Source organism: Mucilaginibacter sp. 320_HR, from assembly GCF_059691875.1.
In genome coordinates this window covers 441,782-461,776 of record NZ_JCAWAI010000001.1, presented here as the reverse complement: position 1 = coordinate 461,776, position 19,995 = coordinate 441,782, and the positions used below count along the sequence as shown (strand labels likewise).

The window sequence follows — 19,995 nt, the reverse complement described above, 5'->3', positions numbered from 1 at the left end:
TTTGCGCAAAATTTAGAGTCCGCATTTTATGCAAAAAATAAGAAATATTGCGATCATCGCACACGTTGACCACGGTAAAACCACTTTGGTTGACAAGATTTTACACAGCTGCGAGATCTTTCGCGATGGCCAGGAAACTGGTGAATTGATACTTGACAACAACGATCTTGAACGTGAGCGTGGTATCACAATCGTATCTAAAAACGTATCAGTTAAGTACAAAGACGTTAAGATCAACATTATTGATACTCCCGGTCACGCCGACTTTGGCGGCGAGGTTGAGCGTGTATTAAAAATGGCGGATGGCGTACTATTACTTTGCGATGCATTTGAAGGCGCTATGCCTCAAACCCGCTTTGTTACCCAAAAAGCTCTGGCACTTGGCTTGAAACCTATTGTGGTTGTAAACAAAGTAGATAAAGAAAACTGCCGCCCTGAAGAAGTTTACGAACAGATATTTGAACTTTTCTTCAACCTTGAGGCAACTGAAGATCAACTGGATTTCCCGGTTATTTACGGTTCGTCTAAACAAGGCTGGATGAGCACCGACTATAAAAAACCAACGGAAGATATCTTCCCGTTGATGGATGCAATTTTAGCTAACATTCCACCAGCGCCTATAAATGAAGGTACTTTGCAAATGCAGATCACCTCGTTAGATTACTCATCTTTCGTGGGCCGTATTGCTATTGGCCGTGTTGCCCGTGGTGTTATCAAAGAGAACCAGCCGGTATCATTGGTAAAACGCGATGGAACTATCCAGAAATCACGTATCAAAGAACTTTACACTTTCGAAGGCTTGGGTAAAGTCAAAGCTACGTCGGTAAGTGCCGGTGACATTTGCGCTGTTGTAGGTATAGACGGCTTTGACATTGGTGATACCATTGCTGATTTTGAAAACCCTGAGCAATTAGAGGTAATCAAAATTGACGAGCCTACCATGAACATGCTCTTCACTATCAACACCTCACCTTTCTTTGGTAAAGAGGGTAAGTTTGTAACATCACGCCACCTGCGCGATCGTTTGTACAAAGAGATGGAAAAGAACCTGGCATTGAAGATAGTTGAGACCGAATCTCCTGATTCATACCTGGTGTACGGTCGCGGTATTCTTCACTTGTCGGTATTGATCGAGACCATGCGTCGCGAAGGCTACGAGCTACAGGTTGGCCAGCCACAGGTTATCATCAAAGAAATAAACGGTGTTAAATGCGAGCCGGTTGAAACTCTGATTGTTGACGTACCAGGCGATGTTGCCGGTAAGGTTATTGAGCTGGTTACACAGCGTAAAGGCGACCTGCTTGTAATGGAACCAAAAGGCGATTTACAGCATTTAGAGTTTGATATCCCTGCACGTGGTATTATCGGTTTACGTAACAACGTACTTACTGCCACTGGTGGCGAGGCAATTATGGCTCACCGCTTTAAAGCATATGAGCCTTGGAAGGGCCAGATTCCGGGCCGCTTAAATGGTGTACTAGTTTCTATGGATACCGGCAAAACCACTGCTTTTGCAATTGATAAATTACAGGATCGCGGCCGTTTCTTTATCGATCCGGGTGTAGATATCTACGAAGGACAGGTACTTGGCGAGCATATTCGTGATAACGATTTGGTTATCAACCTTACTAAAGGCAAGCAGTTAACCAACATGCGCGCATCAGGTAGCGATACCAACGTACGTATAGCCCCTGCTATCAAATTCTCGCTTGAAGAATCAATGGAGTACATCCAGGCTGACGAATACATTGAGGTAACCCCGCAAAGCATCCGTATGCGTAAGATATACCTTAACGAGAACGAGCGTAAAATAAACGCTAAAAAGTTCCAGAGCCAGTAATTGGGTCTTACTTAATATAAAAGGCATCCGTTTTACGGATGCCTTTTTTGTACCCGGTGTTTGCAAAACCACCCAGCCTCTGTACATTAATCACTGCTCTCTAATTACTATCTTTGCCAGCTACCATGCGCATACCAAGCATTCCCGGTTTTGATCAGCAAGCTTTAGAAAAGTATTTTAAGAATACGGGGTGGTTGCTGATTGCCAGGGTAGGCAGCATGGTGGTCAAGTTTTTAATCAACAGCGTATTGCTGTCGAGGTATTTAAGTACTGAACAGTTTGGCATCTTAAATTACCCTATGGCTATTGTAACTTTTACAATGGCTATTGCTGCGCTTGGACTAGACGGTTTTATCACCCGCGAACTGCTGAACCATCCTGAACGTAAAAACACTTTATTAGGCACAGCTTTTTGGATGCGGCTTACAGCCGGTGTATTAACCTTACCGTTGGTATACATTGTTTACCTGCTGTTATCACTAGCAAAACCGCTGGAAACCCCGCTTACCTATGTATTAATAGTCGCCTGTTCCTCGGCAGTGCAATCGGTAAACATTATTGACAGCTTTTTCCAGTCCAGGGTGCAGGGAAAAAACATTATGTATGTTCAGGTATCCGGAAATATAATTTCCGCCTTAATTAAGCTTGTTTTCATCGTACTTAAGCTGCCACTGATCTGGTTTATCTGGTCGCTGTTGTTTGATACCTCACTACTGGCGTTAGGATACCTGGTGTTATATAAAAGAAATGGCAACAGCATTAGCGAATGGCGATACGATAAGCGCATCACGGGCTACTTGCTTAAACATTCGTGGCCGCTCGCATTCTCGGCCATCCTGGTAACTATATACATGAAAATAGACCAGGTGATGATACCTATGTTTACTAAAGCGAGCGAATTAGGTGTTTATGTAAATGCCGCTGCTTTAAGTGAAAACTGGTACTTTATTCCCGTGGCGATAGTATCTTCCGTGTTCCCCGCCCTGATACATGCCCGCAAAACAGATCCGGAGCGCTATCACAAACGCCTCCAGAACATGTATGATCTGATGATTGTACTTAGCGTAAGTATAGCGCTGGTAATGAGCCTGGGCTCTAACCTGATCTTCCACCTGCTGTATAAGCCGGCCTACTGGCCCGGAGCGCCTGTGCTATCAGTACATGTATGGGCTGGCGTGTTTGTTTTCCTGGGAAGCGCAAGCGGTCAATATTTAATTGCCGAAGGATACTTCAAACTCTCTATGCTTCGCACCGGTATTGGGGCCGTGGTTAATATCGTATTAAATATCTTTCTCATACCCGCATATGGCATTATTGGCGCAGCTTACGCTACGCTTATAGCTTATGGTGTGGCTACCTTTTTTATTATACTTATCCCAAAAACAAGGCAGCAGGGAGTAATGATGTTACGATCAATATTTTTAATTTCACTTTTTCAAAAACTAACAAACCGTTGAGCACATTTTCGTCATTAATAAAAGTACTGTCCAAGCCGTCGCATTTGCGTTCGTTGCTATCTTTTGGTAACAAAGGATACCTGGCCCAGATAGGCTGGTTCAAAGCTTTAGATAGCAAATCTCCTGTAGATGGTGAAGGCCGCCCTATTCCGTGGGTAACTTACTCCTTTATTGATTTTATAGAAGGCAGGCTGAACAAGAAGCTTTCAGTTTTTGAATTTGGCTCTGGCAATTCTACCTACTTTTACGCGCGGCTTGCCGGCAACGTAGTATCTGTGGAGCACGACAAAGAATGGTACAACAAGATAAAAAACTCACCTAAGCGAACCAAAAATTCAGAGATCATCTTTTCCGCCTTGCAAAAAGATGGTGAGTATTGCCGTATGCCATTAACGCTTAATAAGAAATTTGACATTATTATAGTTGATGGCCGCGATAGGGTAAATTGCTGTAAGCAATCGCTGGCGGCACTTAACCCCGGTGGTGTGGTAGTACTGGACGACTCGGAACGTAGTATCTATAAAGAAGGCGGTGATTTCTTAAGAGCGGCCGGCTACAGGGAACTCTCCTTCAGCGGTATTTCGCCTGGTTTGTTCTATCGTAAATCCACATCCATATTCTACAAAGCTGAAAACTGCCTTAATATATAATTATGGCTGATGACAAATTAAGCGGGAATGTAAAAACCGCGTACGACGAATTCTATCAAAAACATGACGAAGCCTGGCGCATGTTGGGCGCCAAATACAAGGCTCAGCATATTATTGAGGTTTGTGCCGGTAAAACGTTTAAAAAGGTGCTGGAAGTTGGGGCTGGCGACGGCAGTATACTAAAATACCTTGCCGACGCAAACTTTGCCCCCGAGTACCACGCTGTAGAAATATCAGCAAGCGGTGTAGCGCATATACAAACAAGAGATATAAAAGGCCTTGCGTCAGTACAGGAATTTGATGGTTATCATCTCCCGTTTGAAGATGACAGTTTTGATCTCATCATTCTCTCCCATGTACTGGAACACGTAGAACACGAACGCTTGTTACTCAGGGAGCTTAAACGCGTGGCTAAAAACTTCGTGATAGAAGTTCCGCTGGATTATAAACCTGGTGTAGATAAGCGTATAAACCATTTCCTGGCTTATGGGCACATTAATGTATATACACCTACTTCACTGCGGTACCTGCTCAAAACAGAAGGGTACGAAGTGGAGAAAGACCTTACCTCCATGATTGAACCCGAGGTAACTAAGTTTAATACTTACATCAACCAAAAGAAATCAAAAAGCTTTGTAACCAACCTCAAAATTGCTGCCGAATTTGCAGTGAAAGGTACCCTGAGTAAGCTTGGCGGCGAAAAAGCTACCGAGCGTTATGCAAATGCCTATACAGTGCTTTGCAGCAAAACAGGTAAACAGGCAAATATATTTTAAGTTCGGACTATCCACATCTTTGTTAATTGTCGACCCTTGCCCCTATAGCGCTTTTTGTTTATAACCGCCCGGAACACACCCGGCGGACAATAAGCTATTTACAAAAAAACCTGCTGGCAGATGAATCCCGGTTGTTCATTTTCTGCGACGGCCCAAAAACCGATGCAGATAACGCCAGCGTACAGCAGGTACGTGAAATTGCTGCCCAAACTATTGGGTTTAAATCTGTGAAAGTAATAGAGCGTCCGCAAAACCTTGGGCTGGCAAATTCTATCATCAGCGGGGTGACACACCTGGTGAATGATTATGGCAAGGTGATAGTTTACGAAGACGACCTGCTTTCCTCACCATATACGCTGCAGTTTTTTAACGATGCACTTGATCGTTATGTAAAAGAAGACAAGGTGATGCACATTGGCGCATATATGTTTAACCTTCCGGATAAAACCCTGCCTGAGACCTTTTTCTTTCGGGCTGCATTTAGCTGGGGCTGGGCCACCTGGAAACGCGCCTGGGACAACTTTGAACCGGATGTAGATAAACTGATGCGGCAGTTTGATAAAGAAAAGATCAACCAGTTCTCTATTGAGCATAGCATGAACTTTTGGAAACAGATGGAAGACTTCAAAGCCGGCAAAAACAATTCCTGGGCTATACGGTGGTATGCTTCGGTGTTTTTAAAAGGAGGGCTTACCCTAAATCCTTCACATTCGCTGGTGCACAACATCGGGCACGATGGCAGCGGCACACATTCCAATATAGAAAATACTTACACCGTACAAATATCGAAGCAGCCCGTTAAATATTTTCCGGATATTATTCAGGAAAATATACCGGCTTATAACGCTATCAAATACTTTCTCAAGAACCGGAAGGGTTCTTTACTGCAGCGTGGTTTGCGCCTTTTACAACAACTCAAAAGCAAATACATCAAAAAAACTTGAGTGAATGTTAAATACTTCAGCTTTGTTAACAAATAACATTAGTCTTGTACTCCTATAGAGATTATATTTGTAATATTATTAAACCAGTTATAAACCTAACGTTCTTTATGATTTAATAATAAGATCAGTAAAAAGCATAAAAGAGATGGCCTCCCGGTTTTCTCTTTTTTTGTTTAAAAACATGAGGGCACATTTGGTGTTATAAATAAAAATACCAAACCTATGATTGACGAAAAAGACACCGCTCCTGCAGAAAAAGACGGTAAATACGAGTTTATGATACACTATTCGGGTCGCGAGTTATCGTGCACCGTAGTAAAGGAACAAGACAAGTTTAACGTTTGTATAGACGACAACATCACCGCCGAGCTTACCTTACAGCAAGACGGCACATTGGTGCAAACCGCCGGTAACGACCTTCCGGACTCAGCCGTAGATTACATCAAAAAAAGGATCCTGGGCTAACGGCCCGATCATATTCACACCTTGATCTTGCTCATGCGTGCGCAGGATTAAGGTGTTATTCATTTCATTCCACACTTATTTACCAGTACTTTGACTACCGTAAACAACTTTAACCAAACGCTTCGCATTTTAATGCTCTTCGTATTGGTTTTTGGGATACTGTACGTTGGGGCTCCGGTATTTATACCGCTAACATTTGGTGCCATACTGGCTATGCTGCTACTGCCTGTTTGCCATTGGCTGCAGCGTAAAGGCGTAAATAACGGCATTGCATCGCTTTTAAGTGTTATTTGCCTGCTCCTGCTAATAAGCGGTGTTATCTTCTTGCTTGAAACGCAGTTAAGCGATTTGTTGCAGGACCTTTCCAAGATTGAGAAACGGGTTGCATCTCTTATTGAAGGGGTAAAAAGCTACATTCAAAACAGCTTCGGCATATCCAAGGCCGAGCAGCAAAAGATGATCAAAGAGCAGCAGGGTGGCGGTATGGAACGTGTAACCGGGCTTATTACCACCCTTGTAGGTTCATTCGCCGGTATACTTATAGATGCCATACTGGTACTGGTTTATACCTTTTTGTTCATTTACTTCCGTGCGCATTTTAAAGCGTTTATACTGCGCCTGCTAAGCCGAAATAACCGCGAAACCGCCAAAGATGTGCTTCAAAATGCAAGCTCGGTTACACAAAGTTACCTTGGCGGATTGGGCCTTATGATCGTGATGTTGTGGGTAATGTACGGCATCGGCTTTTCTATTGTTGGCGTGAAGAATGCCATCTTCTTTGCTATTTTATGCGGTATACTGGAGCTGGTTCCGTTTGCCGGTAACGTTACAGGCACATCCATTACGGTGTTAATGTCGCTTGCACAGGGTGGCGATTCAGGTACCATTGCTGGCATTCTCATCACCTATGGGTGCGTGCAGCTGTTGCAAACTTACATTCTGGAACCGCTAGTAGTGGGCGACAGGCTCAACATCAATCCCGTCTTTACCATTCTCATCATTGTCGTCGGCGAGGAAGTTTGGGGGATAGCCGGCATGGTGGTGGCGGTGCCGTTGCTGGGCATCTTCAAGATCGTTTGCGATAACTGCGAGCCGTTAAATGATATTGGTTTCCTGATTGGCCCGCCGCGGGAGAAAAAAAGCGATGAGGGAAACTTTCTTACACGATTGTTTAAAAAGAGCAGCTAAAAGCCTGTATTTTTGACGTGATGTTTGATGAATTCCTGGCGTACATGAAAACCCATGCCGAGCTTTCTAAAAGTGAGCTGGAGCTTTTATATTCCCGTGCAACGGAACGGGTTGTGCGAAAAAAGGAAATCATCCTGGGTAAAGGCGAGATCTGCCGCTATAAAATACTTGTAATTAAAGGGCTGCTGCGTACCTACCGCACCAAAGAGGACGGTACCGAATACATCATCCAGTTTTCGCCCGAGAACCATTGGACCACCGATCCGGAAAGCTACGAAAACCGCACCCCATCAAACTATATTGTAGATGCACTGGAAGACAGCCGTATTCTGCTGTGGACTAAAAAGGATTTCGACGAATTTCTATCTGTAATGCCCGAGCTTAAGCTCTTTTCAGAAAAGGTTAAGTCGGCCAGCCTTAGTATAAGCAGGCAGCGTATATTCAGCGCCATCAGTTCATCTGCCGAAGAAAAATACGACGAATTCATCAGTACCCACCCTGGTGTATTTGCACGCGTACCCCTGCACATGGTAGCAAGTTACCTGGGCTTATCGCGCGAAACATTAAGCCGCGTACGCAATTCGCAGGTTAAACGGTAAATTAAAACGGTGACAAATGTCCTCGCTATAGCACCGGCCATAGCGCACCTTTGCATAGTAATTTATCTGTTAAACTAAAAACATTAAACATGCGAGTATTTGTAACCGGCGCTTCGGGCTTTGTAGGCTCAGCCGTTGTTCAGGAACTTATAGCGGCAGGGCACCAGGTACTTGGCCTTGCCCGTTCAGATGCATCTGCACAGGCGCTTACTGCAGCGGGTGCCGAGGTGCACCGCGGAGACATTGATGACCTGGAAAGCCTTAAACAAGGGGCAGCACAATGCGATGGCGTTATCCACACCGCTTTCAATCACGATTTTTCTAGGTACAAGGCCAATTGCGAGGCCGACCGCCAGATCATCATCGCCATGGGTTCGGTATTAGAGGGGTCTCAACGGCCACTTATTATTACTTCAGGTACCGCGTTGGTAGCAGGCAACGGTGTTGCTACGGAGGACAGCAAGCCGGCAGTTACATCTGACATCATCCCGCGCCTTGCTTCTGATGAAGCTGCCGCGGTAGTAGCGGCACGCGGTGTAAACGTATCAGTGGTGCGCTTGTCGCCATCTGTACACGGTGATGGCGACCACGGCTTTGTACCTACGCTTATTAATATTGCCAGGGAAAAAGGTATTGTAGCCTACGTTAACGGGGGCGCTAACCGCTGGCCGGCTGTGCACCGCCTTGATGCTGCCCGCTTATACCGGCTGGCACTGGAAAACGGTGCTGCCAACGCAGTTTATCATGGTGCTGCTGAAGAAGGTGTACCCATGCGTGAAATAGCGGAGGTAATAAGCAAACACCTTAACTTGCCTGCGGTATCTCAAACACCCGAAGAAGCCGCTGCGCATTTCGGCTGGATATCCCACTTTGTTGCTATTGATAACCCTACATCCTTCCAGAAAACAAAAGATACATTGGGATGGGAGCCTACCCACCTATCACTTTTAGAAGACCTGGAAAACGGAACGTATTTTAAAAGTTAATCGTTCGGGAACGCTCATCATCCTGTAAACCCGGGCTGCATTGCCGGCAACCCGGGTTTATTATTTACGGCCGTTAACCCGTATACGGCATGATGCTCATTTTGGCTGTTTACAAACAGACACGACAAACCTGCGTTACCCCTAATATGACTAAAGCAGACGTATGCAGGGGCCGGGCAAGTAAGGTATTGATAATGACCATGTTCACTTTTTGGTGCCCCGCGGTTTATGCCCAATTCAACGATTCTACCTACTACCACGCCATACTGGCTTCTACGGGTTCTATCAATAAAACAAATAACGACAGGGCCTACCTGCTTAATAATTCCTTTGGTTTCGGCGTAAAAAAGAAAAGCATCGTCTTAAACTCCAGCAGCACCTGGATATATGGCAAACAAAATAGGGAGCTTACCAACAACGATTTTTCCTCGTCCTTAAACTTCGACCTGTATAAAACCTTTCCGCATTTTTATTACTGGGGACTGGTTAACTATAATACAAGCTACTCGTTGGGCATCAACAACCAGTTTTTAGCAGGGGCAGGTATTGCCTATAAGTTTATAGACAAGAAAGACCTCTATCTTAACCTAAGCGACGGTATCCTGTACGATAAAAGTAACTTGCTTGCCGACCTAATATATCACACCTATCGCAATTCATTTCGGTTACAGTTTCACATGCAGCTTAAAGACCTGCTTACCTTTGATGAAAGCAGTTTCCTGCAAAGCTCGCTTTCTAACGGAAACGATTACATTATACGATCCACCACTACACTAGGCATAAAACTACGTAAGTGGATAAGCCTGACCACAACACTCAACTATAATAAAATGAACATTACGCGGAGTGATAACCTCAACTTCACCTACGGGCTCACACTGGACAAGTATTTCTAGGAGTTATCTGCTAAATACTTAATTAAACATAGCTGCTCCGTAAAAGTATATTCATAAAAAAAGCCGGCTAATGGGCCGGCTTTCAAGTATCTTGTTATTCTCTCTTACTTCTTTAATCCTATTTCCCTCAGGCGCTCGTCAAGGTATTCGCCGGCTGTAATGTCTTCGTACATTTTTGGATGGTCGGCATCAATGGTCGACGGCAGGCAGGTAAGGTCCATACCTGATTTTGGGTGCAGGAAAAACGGAACAGAAAATCTCGAGTTCTTCATCTGCTCTCTTGACGGGTTCACCACCCGGTGCGTGGTAGATTTTAGCTTGTTGTTGGTGAGCCTTTGCAGCATATCACCAACATTCACTACCAGGTCCTCGCCAAAGGCAGTAACCGGGAACCAGGTATTATCGCGGGTAAGCAGCTCCAGCCCATCGGCACTTGCACCTATCAGTAACGTAATAAGGTTGATATCCTCGTGGGCACCGGCGCGTACGGCATCATCGGGCAGGCTATCCGGATCTGTTATTGGAAAGTAGTGCAGCGTACGCAATATCGAGTTGCCGTGCTCCACCTTATCATCAAAATAATTCTCGCTTAAACCCACGTACACCGCAATAGCACGCAACAGGTGCTTGCCTGCTGCTTCCAGCTTTTTATAAACATCTTCGGTAATAATATTAAAATCAGGCAATTCCTTCACCTGTATGTTATCCGGGTAGCTTGCCTTTTCAGGAGCATCATCTGGCAAAAACTGGCCTATCTGCCAAAACTCCTTCAGGTCAGGCACTTTAAGGCCTTTAGCAGTCTCTTTATTTTTTCCGGTATAGCCGCGCTGTCCTGCCAGTTCTGGTACTTCATACTGCAATTTAGTTTCTTCGGGCAGCGCAAATAACGCTTTAACCTGCTCGTACAATTTATCGATCAGCTCTTTACTTAAGCCATGGTTGGTGATGGTAACAAAGCCGGTTTCATTAAAGGCTTTGCCAATAGCATCAGAAAATTGTTTCTTTTCTTCGGCAGAGCCGTTGATGTAGGTGTTCAGATCAAGGCGCGGAATGTTTACAGTACTCATGATATCAGATTTATGCTTGCAAAAATATTCAATTTAAATACGGATGACAGGTAAATATCCTAAAATTTACCCGGTGTTTGTTTCTTCCTGATAATAAGGCCGAAAACTATTTATTGTTTAAACGTTTTAAGGTTAGTTGAGTCCTAATGTTGTAAACCTTCTATTATCAGGAAACTATTATGAAATACTTAAATAAATTACTGGGACTTGGCATTGTAGCGTTAGCGCTCTCTTCCTGCTCGCCTGCCGTTACTATGGCACAGGACGATGAATACCAGACCCAAAATAACGGATATATATCTAACCAGGAATTTTACGATGAGCTATCGCCCTACGGCACATGGGTTAATGATGCCAGGTATGGCGATGTTTGGGTACCTGATGTAGACCAGGACTTTCGCCCGTATGCAACAAACGGGCATTGGGTGTATACCGAGTATGGTAACACCTGGGTGTCTGACTATGACTGGGGCTGGGCAGCGTTCCACTATGGCCGCTGGACCTATGACGACTATTACGGCTGGGAATGGATACCAGGTAATGAATGGGCACCTGCCTGGGTAGACTGGCGCGAAAGCGAGGGCTACTATGGATGGGCACCGCTTACACCACAGGTAAGCTTTGATCTGGCCTATAGCAGCAACTATTATATACCAGACAATTACTGGTCGTTTGCACCGTACGCGTACATTAACTCCCCTAACGTATACAACTACTGTGTGCCTTATACCAGGGTACGTACCATATACGCACGCTCCAGCTATATACATGACACCTACAGGTACAATAACCGTCAGTTCTTTAGCGGGCCGCGCCGTGAGGATATACAACGCCGCACCAACAGGCCGGTACGTATGTACAATGTAACCAACATTAACCGTCCCGGTAGTACCACTATTAACAGCAATTCGGTTAATTTTTACCGGCCTAACATTCGTAACAACGGCAATGCACGCCCTACACGAGTGGTGGACGGGGCAGCTTACCGCCAGCAGAACCCCGGTCAGCGTATTGGCCGGAACGACGGCCGCTTTGGAGCGGTAACACAGGGCCAGAACGCACAAAGGCTGGCAAACGACGCACGGTCCAACAATCCCGACAGCAGGTATGTTAGGATTAATAATGACCGCAGAGGCATGGCTAACCCGGGCAACATAAATCGCCCCGGCATGAACAACGGTAACGGCCAGCAAGGCGGTACGTACCGCAACAGCCGTCCCGGTGACAACAGTAATAACCAGCAAACAGACCAGCAGCGCCAGCAGCAACGCCAGCAATGGCAGCAGCAGCGCCAGCAATGGCAGCAGCAACGCCAACAACAAGGCGGCCAGCTTACAGATGAACAGCGCCAGCAGCAGCAACAGCAAACACAACAATGGCGGCAGCAGCGCGAACAACAACGCCAGCAACAAGGGCAGCAGGGACAGCCAGGCCAACAAACCGACCAGCAACGCCAGCAGCAACAACAGCAAAGGCAGCAATGGCAGCAGCAACGCGAACAACAACGCCAGCAGCAGGGGCAACAGGGTCAGCAGAACGATCAGCAACGCCAGCAAATGCAGCAACAACGCGAACAGCAAAGGCAGCAGATGCAACAACAGCGCGACCAAATGCAACAGCAGCAGGTACAACGCCAGCAGCAAGACCAGGCCCGCCAGCAACAGCAGGAACAACAACGCCAGCAAATGCAGCAGCAGCGCGAGCAGCAAAGACAGCAGCAAGATCAGCAACGCCAGCAGATGCAACAACAGCGTGACCAGCAACGCCAGCAGCAGGAGCAACAAAGGCAACAACAAGATCAACAACGCCAGCAGCAAGAGCAGCAGAGGCAACAACAGGATCAGCAGCGCCAGCAACAACAACAGTCGCAAGGCCAGCGCCCAGGTCGTCCCGGCAGACCGTAAGCCATCCTTATTAGCATATAACGGACGCCATTATCGGGCGTCCGTTTTTTGTTTTAGCACCTTTACTTTACACCTGCAACTTACCCTATTGGTTGCAAATTTATTTTCATTTAGCGTTGTGAAATGGTGTGGTTTTTAAAGCATCCTGTATAGATTATCGGCCAAAAACAAGCATATTGATGCTATTTAAACAGTTTTTCGGCTACCGCTAACAAGTGTTCATAAAGCGTTCAAAATACGTTTGGCAAAAAAAGCTGAACACTTTTGAACAAAATCGTACCTAGGTCATTCTTGATAACCTACTTTAAAGCCGCGCAGCACTGTTTATTTTCGGTAAGTGCGAACTGGAGTTTGTACCTTATGAAAGCTTCGGGAAGTAAGTTTTTCTTAATTAATTTAACTCCAAATTAATTATGGCATGGTGGTTGCATAACACTTACCAAACAACATAAACTACCATGGAAACTACAGAAAAATCAGTTGAAGTACTAAATGACCTTATAGAGATTAATAATGACCGTGTAGATGGCTTTACCCGTGCGTCTAAAGACCTGGGAGAAGGCGATGCCGATCTGAAAACCGTATTTGAAAGCTTTGCAGGTGATAGCCGCCGTTTTGTACAGGAGCTTAGCCAGGCGGTTGGCCAAATTGGTGGCGAACTGGAAACCGGTAACTCGGTAAGTGGTACAATCCACCGTACCTGGTTGGACGTGAAAGCTACATTCAGTGGTCATGATCGCAAATCCATCCTTGAAGAATGTGAACGCGGCGAAGATGCTATCAAAAAAGCATACCGTGATGCATTAACAGAAAGCAACGGCTTATTGCCAGAGCACAGTCAATTGCTTGCACAACAGCAACAATTGATCAATGAAGGGCATGATACCATTAAGGCCCTTCGCGACGCACAGGTATAATCAGCTTTGATCTGATTAAATAAAAAGCCGCTCCTATTACGGAGCGGCTTTTTTATTTGATAGAATTGAAGTTTATGAAACTACTGCGCCGCTTTTATCGTTATATTTGTAATCATTATAAATAACTACTACCAAATACCCATACTGTGATCATACTGATTTTTTTCCTTTGCCACTGGTTCTTCTCGTTGTTCTTTCAAACATTTTTCCTGCACAGGTATGCCTCGCATAAAATGTTCACTACCAATAAGTTCTTTGAGCGCACCTTTTATGTAATGACTTATGTTTTCCAGGGATCTTCATTTTTGAACCCGCGTGCCTATGCAATCATGCACCGAGAGCACCATGCTTACAGTGACACCGAAAAGGACCCGCACTCACCACATTTCTTTAAGGACGTTTTCCAGATGATGTGGTATACTGCAATCAGCTACAAAATGCATGAAAAAAGACTGAAAGACCCTGAAGAACGCTTCAAAGGAAACTACCCTGAATGGAAATTTCTTGACTATGTGGGATCTTCGGTTATATCCCGTTTAATATTTGGTGGCTTGTATATCGCGTTTTACGTACAATTTGCTACTGAATGGTGGATGTTCCTTTTGCTGCCTATCCATTTATTGATGGGTCCAATTCACGGAGCGGTTGTAAACTGGTGCGGTCACAAGTATGGCTATGCAAACTTTGATAATAACGACAAATCAAAAAACACAACACCTTTTGACTTTTTGATGCTTGGCGAGTTGTTCCAGAATAATCACCACAAGCGCCCGAATAACGCAAACTTCGGTGCTAAATGGTTCGAGATAGACCCGGTGTACCCGGTGATGAAAATGATGCACTGGATGCGGATCATACGCCTGCGAAAAGCCTACGCTTAGAGGTAATAACAATCTAAAGTATAAAGGCCGGCAAGGAAATCCTTGCCGGCTTTCTTATATCCGGTTTTCTCTTGATTCTTGATGTCCTGCCTCTTAATTGTAAACACTATATTTGGTCTTTCTAAAATTCTATAGATGAAAGTATCGGTATTGGCGCAAAACTTAAGCGGCTCAGAGATCATAAAAATTGCAGGCGAGATAAACGAATTAAAAAAGCAAGGGCAGAAGATTGCTAATCTAACTATAGGTGATTTTGATTCTAATATCTACCCTATTCCTGCTGAACTAAAAGATGGCATCGTTAACGCCTATAACCAAAACCAAACCAACTACCCTCCTGCAGATGGCATCCTGAACCTCCGCGAAAGCGTTTCGGGTTTTCTGAAAAGCCGTATGGAACTGGATTATGCCGCTAACCAAATACTGATATCAGGAGGCTCGCGCCCCTTAATCTATTCGGCATATCTGGCCTTGGTTGATCCCGGCGACTGGGTGGTTTTTCCCGCACCGTCGTGGAATAACAACCATTACTGCGACCTCACCGGCGCCGAACCCATCATTGTAGAAACACGTGCTGAAAACAACTTCATGCCTACTGCAGAAGAGTTAAGGCCACACCTTAAAGGCGCTACACTGCTTGCACTTTGCTCGCCGTTGAACCCAACAGGTACCATGTTCAGCAAGAAAGACCTGGAGGAAATTTGTGACCTGGTGATTGAAGAAAATAAAAGCCGTTCAGCAGATCAAAAACCATTGTATTTACTGTATGATCAGATATACTCTCAGCTAACTTTTGGTGAGCACGAGCATTACAACCCGGTAACACTCCGTCCCGAACTAAAGGACTATACAGTATTCGTTGATGGCGGTTCTAAATGCTTTGCAGCTACTGGCGTACGTGTTGGCTGGGGCTTTGGTCCGGCCGGTATTATAGATAACATGAAGGCTATAGTAGGTCACATGGGTGCCTGGGCACCTAAAGCTGAACAGGTAGCTATGGCGGAATATTTAAAAGACGAAGCATCAGTAGACACCTATCTGGAGCAGCTAAAATCAAACATACAGGCGAGCTTAAACACACTGCACCAAGGTTTTCAGCAGATGAAGGCCGAAGGCTTAAACGTAGACTCGATAGAGCCAATGGGTGCCATATACCTTACTATAAAGGTTGACTGTATTGGCAAAACCACACCAGATGGCACTGTTTTGAACAACTCTGCCGACGTTAACTTTTACCTTATTAAAGAAGCCGGTGCAGCGTTCGTGCCGTTCTCTGCATTTGGTACAGGTGAAGATGTTGCCTGGTTCCGCGCGTCTGTAGGTGCAAGTACCCTTCAGGATATTGAAGCTTTGCTCCCAAGGGTAAAAGCTGCGTTGCAAAAGCTAAGCTAAGCCTATAAAATAAGTACTGTTTCGGTTGTGCAAAGCGAAACACCCGAAACAGTATTTTTACCTAAGCAGCTGTTTACCAAGCTTTACCAAAACGAAGCGAAACAACCCGAAACACTACAAAAACTTTAGCTAAGACAAGTAAGCGCTTGATCTTTAAAGCACTAACAAACTCCGGCAACTTTTAAGGCCTAAAGCGAAACAGGCAGAAGCGAAACAGTATACCGACCTTCTAAGTCCTTTACTAGGCCGCACTCGATATGTACTTAATCAGGCTCCTCTTTGCAACCGGTAACAGAGTTTGTTCTAATGGGAAAGTAATGTCGCTGCTTACATGGTATAATGCCGGGTTAGGCAGGTGCTTGCGGCGGCGGATCAGGTCAAGCTTTACCGCTTCGGGTGTATGGCTGATGCTCTGCTCGTAAGTTTCTACAAATTGCACATTTATTCCCCTGAATTTATCATCCTTATTCTCAAAAATACTCACCTGGTACTCGTATACATAGTTGGTGGTAGAATTGCCGTTGCGTAACGAAAAATAGCCGTGGTAAGGTAGCAATGGCACTACACCTACCGGGTCAATGTTCAAGCGGCTTTCTACAAAATCGTATATTTCTTTGCCGGTTTGTATAGCCGGGTTTATTTTACCCAATGCGTAGTAGATGATGCTTTCTATCTCTTTCATAGATTCATCATCTTCCACTATCTTCTTATAGGTGAGTTTAACAGCTTCTATATCTGCTTTAGTGAGCCGCTGAGGAAAAGCCTGCTGCAGGGCCGATTTATTGTTCTTAAAGTCGAGTAAGTTGTTGTAATGAAAAATAAGATCGCTCAGGTTGGGGTATAAGCGGCTCTTATCAAAATGCCGGTTTATTTCCTGCAGATAATCCAGCAGGATGTATTTCTTGTGCTCAAAATCTATCCGGCCCTCTATAAACCAATTTATGCCTAGTGATGCCATACTTAAATCAATTTAGTGATAGCTTAAATTAAATAAAAAACGTCAATTTGCATAATGAGTTACGGAACGCTTTTTTTAATACCTGTACCACTTGCCGATGATGCCGCGGCTAAGTCATTCACGCCCTATCTTGTTAATACGATTAACAGCATTAAAGAGTATATTGTTGAGAACGAAAAAACAGCAAGGCGTTTTTTAAAGGAAGCTGGCCTTAAAACGCCGCAGAGCGAACTAATCATTCACGACTATGGCAAACACCACCGTGAAAGCCCTAACATGGCAGAGCTGTTTAAAGGCCTGCTGGCAGGCACAGATGTGGGCCTGATGAGTGAAGCGGGCTGCCCCGGCATAGCCGACCCTGGTGCAGACATAGTTGCCGAAGCCCACCGCAAGGGCATTACTGTAGTACCGCTGGTTGGGCCAAGCTCTATTTTGCTAGCGCTAATGGCATCGGGATTTAACGGACAAAGCTTTACTTTCCACGGCTATTTGCCAATAAATAAAACTGACCGCAATCAAAAGATAAAAGAGCTGGAAAGCGCTGCAGAAAAAGCCAAACAAACGCAGCTGTTTATTGAGACTCCTTTCCGTAACGACAGCATGTTGGACGATGTACTGAAAACTTGCAAGCCGCAAACAAAACTCTGCATTGCCTGTGATATTACAGCAGCTACTGAATTTATAAAAACAAAGACCATTGCTGCCTGGAAAAAAGAAGTGCCCGATCTGCGTAAGCGTCCGGCTATCTTCCTGCTCTTCCATGGATAAATAATTGCATGACCCTACCCGCAAATGCCAGCGTGCTGATAATAGGTGCCGGGCCATCTGGATTGATGATGGCGGCGCAGCTGCTGCGTTATGGCATCATCCCGGTTATTGTTGATGCCAAACAAGGGCCAACCAACCAGTCCAAAGCTTTGGCGGTGCAGGCCCGCTCTATGGAAATATACCGGCAAATGGGCCTTGCAGATCGGGTAGTCAGCGAAGGTAAACCAGCCTCAGGAGCAGCTATACACATTTGGGGCAAACCGGCAGCCGAACTATCGCTGAGCAAAGCAGGCGTAGGTTTAACGCCGTTCCCGTATGTGTTTATGTACCCGCAAAGCAAAAACGAACGCGTACTGCTAGACTACCTTACCCTAAACTGTTGCCCGGTATACTGGAACACTACCCTGCAAAGTATTGTGCATAATGCTGATAACACCGAGGTGACTTTGCTAAACAACGGACAAGAACAGGTAGTAACCTGCAACTGGCTGATTGGTGCAGATGGGGCGCACAGCATTGTACGTAAGTCTGCCGGTATAACCTTCAATGGCGATACGTACCAGCATAAGTTCTACCTGGCAGATGTTAAACTTGCAGAAGGATTTCAGGACGACTTTGTACATCTTTTTTTGTCATCTAAAGGGTTTGCCGGCTTTTTCCTGATGCCGGAAGCAGGCGAGTACAGGGTTGTTGGCAATATACCGGTAGACCTTAGCGACAGGGAAACCCTCCAAATAGATGACGTTCTCCCCCACTTACAACAGGTAGCCGGATCTCCGGTTAATATTTTGCAAGTAAACTGGTTCACCAGCTACAAACTGCATCACCGCATGGCCGACAAATTCCGCAGCGGGCGCTCCTTTCTTATTGGTGATGCAGCACACATACACTCCCCTGTTGGCGGGCAGGGCATGAACACCGGCCTGCAGGATGCTTACAACCTGGCATGGAAACTGGCAGGGGTATTAAACGGAAAACTGAACGAGAGTATTTTAAACAGCTATGCCGATGAGCGCATGCCGGTAGCCCGGGATCTGCTTAACAGTACAGACCGCGTTTTTAACGTAGTAACATCGCAAAGCTGGGCAAACAACCTGTTCAAGAAGTATATAGCACCACAAATATTGAAGTTTGTTGGCAGCCGTGATAAGCTTAAAACTACCTTTTTCAATCAGGTATCACAACTGGGCATCAACTATCGCGATAGCAAACTTAACCTTCACCTTGGTAAGCTTACCAAAATTAAAGCAGGTGACCGCCTTCCCTTCCTGGAGATATATGATGAGAAAAAACAAGCCATGACGGATATTCACGCTTGGTGCAGCAAACCTGGTTTTACACTCATCACGGTTGGCGCTATTAAAGAGGATTATCTTTTTACGCTGGCTAAATGGATAACTCTTCGATATCCGGGCACACTAAACTTTTTCCACCTGCCTCCATCCGGAAAGAACCGCCACGTGCTGGATGCTTTTGAGATTGGTCCCGGGCAGCGCAAGGCAATTATTGTAAGGCCGGATATGTACATCAGCTACATGAATGATGTTGTAGATATAAGCATGATGGACAACTACCTTAAAAATGTTATCGGCTTTATTCCCGACAGGGCAGGTGTTTAAGTGCGCGCAGATCACAAGCACTAAGTTCCAATTGATCCTTAGCCGTGGATGGTCTCGCTTTTGCCGTAATTTTGTATCACGCTTGCTTCGTACTCTAAAAACTCTTTCCAGCGTTTATCTACATCTATCTCTACGGCGTATTTCTTAGCCAGGCGGATGAACATAGAATAGTGCGTAGCCTCGCTCACCATCAGCTCATGATAAAAGACAGCCAGCGCCTCGTCGTTTATGTTTTCTGAAAGCACTTTAAAGCGTTCGCAGCTCCTGGCTTCTATCATTGCCGAGAAAAGCAGGCGGTCTATCAATTGTGCCTCACGGCCTCCGCCAATAATGATAAACTTACGCAGTTCGTTTACATAGTTGTCTTTACGTTCGCGGCCAAGTGTAAAGCCACGTTGCAGTATAATGTCGTGCACGCGTTTAAAATGATCCATTTCCTCTTGTACCAGCATTGCCATCTCCTGTACCAGCTCGCCAAGATTAGGATTTTGTACAATAAGCGTAATGGCATTGCTTGCAGCTTTCTGTTCGCAAAAGGCGTGGTCGGTAAGCAGTTCTTCAATATTGCTTTCCACAACATTCTTCACCCAAAGCGGGTCGGTAGGCAGGTGCAGTTTAAGGATGGTTTTCTCACTCACAATGCAAAGATAGAAGATGAAGGGGAAAGCTAAAAGCCGAAAGCAGAGAG

The 19,995-nt window shown here is 45.3% G+C and carries 19 protein-coding genes; 16 read left to right on the top strand and 3 right to left on the bottom strand.

Annotation, left to right across the window (positions count from 1 at the left end; genetic code table 11):
- Positions 1-28 precede the first annotated feature (28 nt).
- The 10 genes from typA to AC59GT_RS01975 all read left to right on the top strand — a co-directional run bounded on the left by typA (position 29) and on the right by AC59GT_RS01975 (position 9,801).
- Complete coding sequence (typA, locus tag AC59GT_RS02020; RefSeq protein WP_497236089.1) at positions 29-1,840, top strand: translational GTPase TypA; 1,812 nt, start codon at positions 29-31, stop codon at positions 1,838-1,840.
- 125 nt (positions 1,841-1,965) lie between these two features.
- The gene (locus AC59GT_RS02015) at positions 1,966-3,297 is read left to right on the top strand and encodes a flippase (RefSeq protein WP_497236088.1); all 1,332 of its coding nucleotides are present in this window, start codon (positions 1,966-1,968) and stop codon (positions 3,295-3,297) included.
- Entirely contained in the window at positions 3,294-3,947 is a 654-nt protein-coding gene (locus AC59GT_RS02010) for an O-methyltransferase (RefSeq protein WP_497236087.1), read from the top strand. Before AC59GT_RS02015 ends, AC59GT_RS02010 begins: the two co-directional genes overlap by 4 nt.
- Positions 3,948-3,949: 2 nt before the next feature.
- Positions 3,950-4,723, top strand: coding sequence for a class I SAM-dependent methyltransferase (locus tag AC59GT_RS02005; protein ID WP_497236086.1), 774 nt, complete (start codon positions 3,950-3,952; stop codon positions 4,721-4,723).
- 26 nt (positions 4,724-4,749) lie between these two features.
- A complete protein-coding gene (locus AC59GT_RS02000; protein ID WP_497236085.1) occupies positions 4,750-5,667 on the top strand; it encodes a glycosyltransferase in 918 nt (305 codons plus the stop codon).
- A gap of 222 nt (positions 5,668-5,889) precedes the next feature.
- Positions 5,890-6,132 (top strand): hypothetical protein, encoded by a 243-nt coding sequence (locus AC59GT_RS01995; RefSeq protein ID WP_117384552.1) that lies wholly within the window; start codon positions 5,890-5,892, stop codon positions 6,130-6,132.
- Positions 6,133-6,222: 90 nt separating this feature from the next.
- Entirely contained in the window at positions 6,223-7,320 is a 1,098-nt protein-coding gene (locus tag AC59GT_RS01990; protein WP_497236084.1) for an AI-2E family transporter, read from the top strand.
- A gap of 20 nt (positions 7,321-7,340) precedes the next feature.
- Positions 7,341-7,919 carry a Crp/Fnr family transcriptional regulator gene (locus tag AC59GT_RS01985; RefSeq protein ID WP_497236083.1) on the top strand — a complete coding sequence of 193 codons (579 nt, stop codon included), beginning with the start codon at positions 7,341-7,343 and terminating at the stop codon, positions 7,917-7,919.
- A gap of 89 nt (positions 7,920-8,008) precedes the next feature.
- On the top strand, positions 8,009-8,905 hold the full coding sequence (locus AC59GT_RS01980; RefSeq protein ID WP_497236082.1) for an SDR family oxidoreductase: 897 nt from the start codon (positions 8,009-8,011) through the stop codon (positions 8,903-8,905).
- A 146-nt stretch (positions 8,906-9,051) separates the two neighbouring features.
- Positions 9,052-9,801: a DUF481 domain-containing protein gene (locus tag AC59GT_RS01975; RefSeq protein WP_497236081.1), complete on the top strand. Its 750-nt coding sequence runs from the start codon at positions 9,052-9,054 to the stop codon at positions 9,799-9,801.
- Positions 9,802-9,905: 104 nt separating this feature from the next.
- Here the strand turns inward: AC59GT_RS01975 and AC59GT_RS01970 are convergent, their stop codons facing one another.
- The gene (locus AC59GT_RS01970; RefSeq protein WP_497236080.1) at positions 9,906-10,868 is read right to left on the bottom strand and encodes an isopenicillin N synthase family dioxygenase; all 963 of its coding nucleotides are present in this window, start codon (positions 10,866-10,868) and stop codon (positions 9,906-9,908) included.
- 179 nt (positions 10,869-11,047) lie between these two features.
- Between AC59GT_RS01970 and AC59GT_RS01965 the strand changes: the two genes are divergently transcribed.
- The 4 genes from AC59GT_RS01965 (at position 11,048) to AC59GT_RS01950 (ending at position 15,962) form a co-directional block, all read left to right on the top strand.
- Positions 11,048-12,772 carry a DUF6600 domain-containing protein gene (locus AC59GT_RS01965; RefSeq protein WP_497236079.1) on the top strand — a complete coding sequence of 575 codons (1,725 nt, stop codon included), beginning with the start codon at positions 11,048-11,050 and terminating at the stop codon, positions 12,770-12,772.
- 458 nt (positions 12,773-13,230) lie between these two features.
- Positions 13,231-13,689 carry a ferritin-like domain-containing protein gene (locus AC59GT_RS01960; protein WP_497236078.1) on the top strand — a complete coding sequence of 153 codons (459 nt, stop codon included), beginning with the start codon at positions 13,231-13,233 and terminating at the stop codon, positions 13,687-13,689.
- Between the two features lie 146 nt (positions 13,690-13,835).
- Positions 13,836-14,570, top strand: coding sequence for an acyl-CoA desaturase (locus AC59GT_RS01955; RefSeq protein ID WP_497236077.1), 735 nt, complete (start codon positions 13,836-13,838; stop codon positions 14,568-14,570).
- A gap of 135 nt (positions 14,571-14,705) precedes the next feature.
- Positions 14,706-15,962, top strand: coding sequence for a pyridoxal phosphate-dependent aminotransferase (locus AC59GT_RS01950; RefSeq protein ID WP_497236076.1), 1,257 nt, complete (start codon positions 14,706-14,708; stop codon positions 15,960-15,962).
- 241 nt (positions 15,963-16,203) lie between these two features.
- On the opposite strand, the gene AC59GT_RS01945 is transcribed toward AC59GT_RS01950, so the two are convergent.
- A complete protein-coding gene (locus AC59GT_RS01945) occupies positions 16,204-16,920 on the bottom strand; it encodes a hypothetical protein (protein ID WP_497236075.1) in 717 nt (238 codons plus the stop codon).
- A 54-nt stretch (positions 16,921-16,974) separates the two neighbouring features.
- On the opposite strand from AC59GT_RS01945, the gene AC59GT_RS01940 reads away from it, so the two are divergent.
- Entirely contained in the window at positions 16,975-17,688 is a 714-nt protein-coding gene (locus AC59GT_RS01940) for an SAM-dependent methyltransferase (protein ID WP_497236074.1), read from the top strand.
- An 8-nt stretch (positions 17,689-17,696) separates the two neighbouring features.
- Positions 17,697-19,307, top strand: a complete 1,611-nt coding sequence (locus AC59GT_RS01935) for an FAD-dependent monooxygenase (protein WP_497236073.1) — start codon at positions 17,697-17,699, stop codon at positions 19,305-19,307.
- Between the two features lie 38 nt (positions 19,308-19,345).
- Here AC59GT_RS01935 and AC59GT_RS01930 read toward each other — a convergent pair whose 3' ends face one another.
- Complete coding sequence (locus AC59GT_RS01930; protein WP_497236072.1) at positions 19,346-19,945, bottom strand: MiaE family protein; 600 nt, start codon at positions 19,943-19,945, stop codon at positions 19,346-19,348.
- Positions 19,946-19,995: the final 50 nt, after the last annotated feature.

Coding starts and splice junctions, on each gene's coding strand:
- typA (WP_497236089.1), top strand. CDS start 29: ATGCAAAAAATAAGAAATATTGCGATCATCGCACACGTTGACCACGGT.
- AC59GT_RS02015 (WP_497236088.1), top strand. CDS start 1,966: ATGCGCATACCAAGCATTCCCGGTTTTGATCAGCAAGCTTTAGAAAAG.
- AC59GT_RS02005 (WP_497236086.1), top strand. CDS start 3,950: ATGGCTGATGACAAATTAAGCGGGAATGTAAAAACCGCGTACGACGAA.
- AC59GT_RS01995 (WP_117384552.1), top strand. CDS start 5,890: ATGATTGACGAAAAAGACACCGCTCCTGCAGAAAAAGACGGTAAATAC.
- AC59GT_RS01985 (WP_497236083.1), top strand. CDS start 7,341: ATGTTTGATGAATTCCTGGCGTACATGAAAACCCATGCCGAGCTTTCT.
- AC59GT_RS01980 (WP_497236082.1), top strand. CDS start 8,009: ATGCGAGTATTTGTAACCGGCGCTTCGGGCTTTGTAGGCTCAGCCGTT.
- AC59GT_RS01975 (WP_497236081.1), top strand. CDS start 9,052: ATGACTAAAGCAGACGTATGCAGGGGCCGGGCAAGTAAGGTATTGATA.
- AC59GT_RS01970 (WP_497236080.1), bottom strand. CDS start 10,868: ATGAGTACTGTAAACATTCCGCGCCTTGATCTGAACACCTACATCAAC.
- AC59GT_RS01965 (WP_497236079.1), top strand. CDS start 11,048: ATGAAATACTTAAATAAATTACTGGGACTTGGCATTGTAGCGTTAGCG.
- AC59GT_RS01960 (WP_497236078.1), top strand. CDS start 13,231: ATGGAAACTACAGAAAAATCAGTTGAAGTACTAAATGACCTTATAGAG.
- AC59GT_RS01950 (WP_497236076.1), top strand. CDS start 14,706: ATGAAAGTATCGGTATTGGCGCAAAACTTAAGCGGCTCAGAGATCATA.
- AC59GT_RS01945 (WP_497236075.1), bottom strand. CDS start 16,920: ATGGCATCACTAGGCATAAATTGGTTTATAGAGGGCCGGATAGATTTT.
- AC59GT_RS01940 (WP_497236074.1), top strand. CDS start 16,975: ATGAGTTACGGAACGCTTTTTTTAATACCTGTACCACTTGCCGATGAT.
- AC59GT_RS01935 (WP_497236073.1), top strand. CDS start 17,697: ATGACCCTACCCGCAAATGCCAGCGTGCTGATAATAGGTGCCGGGCCA.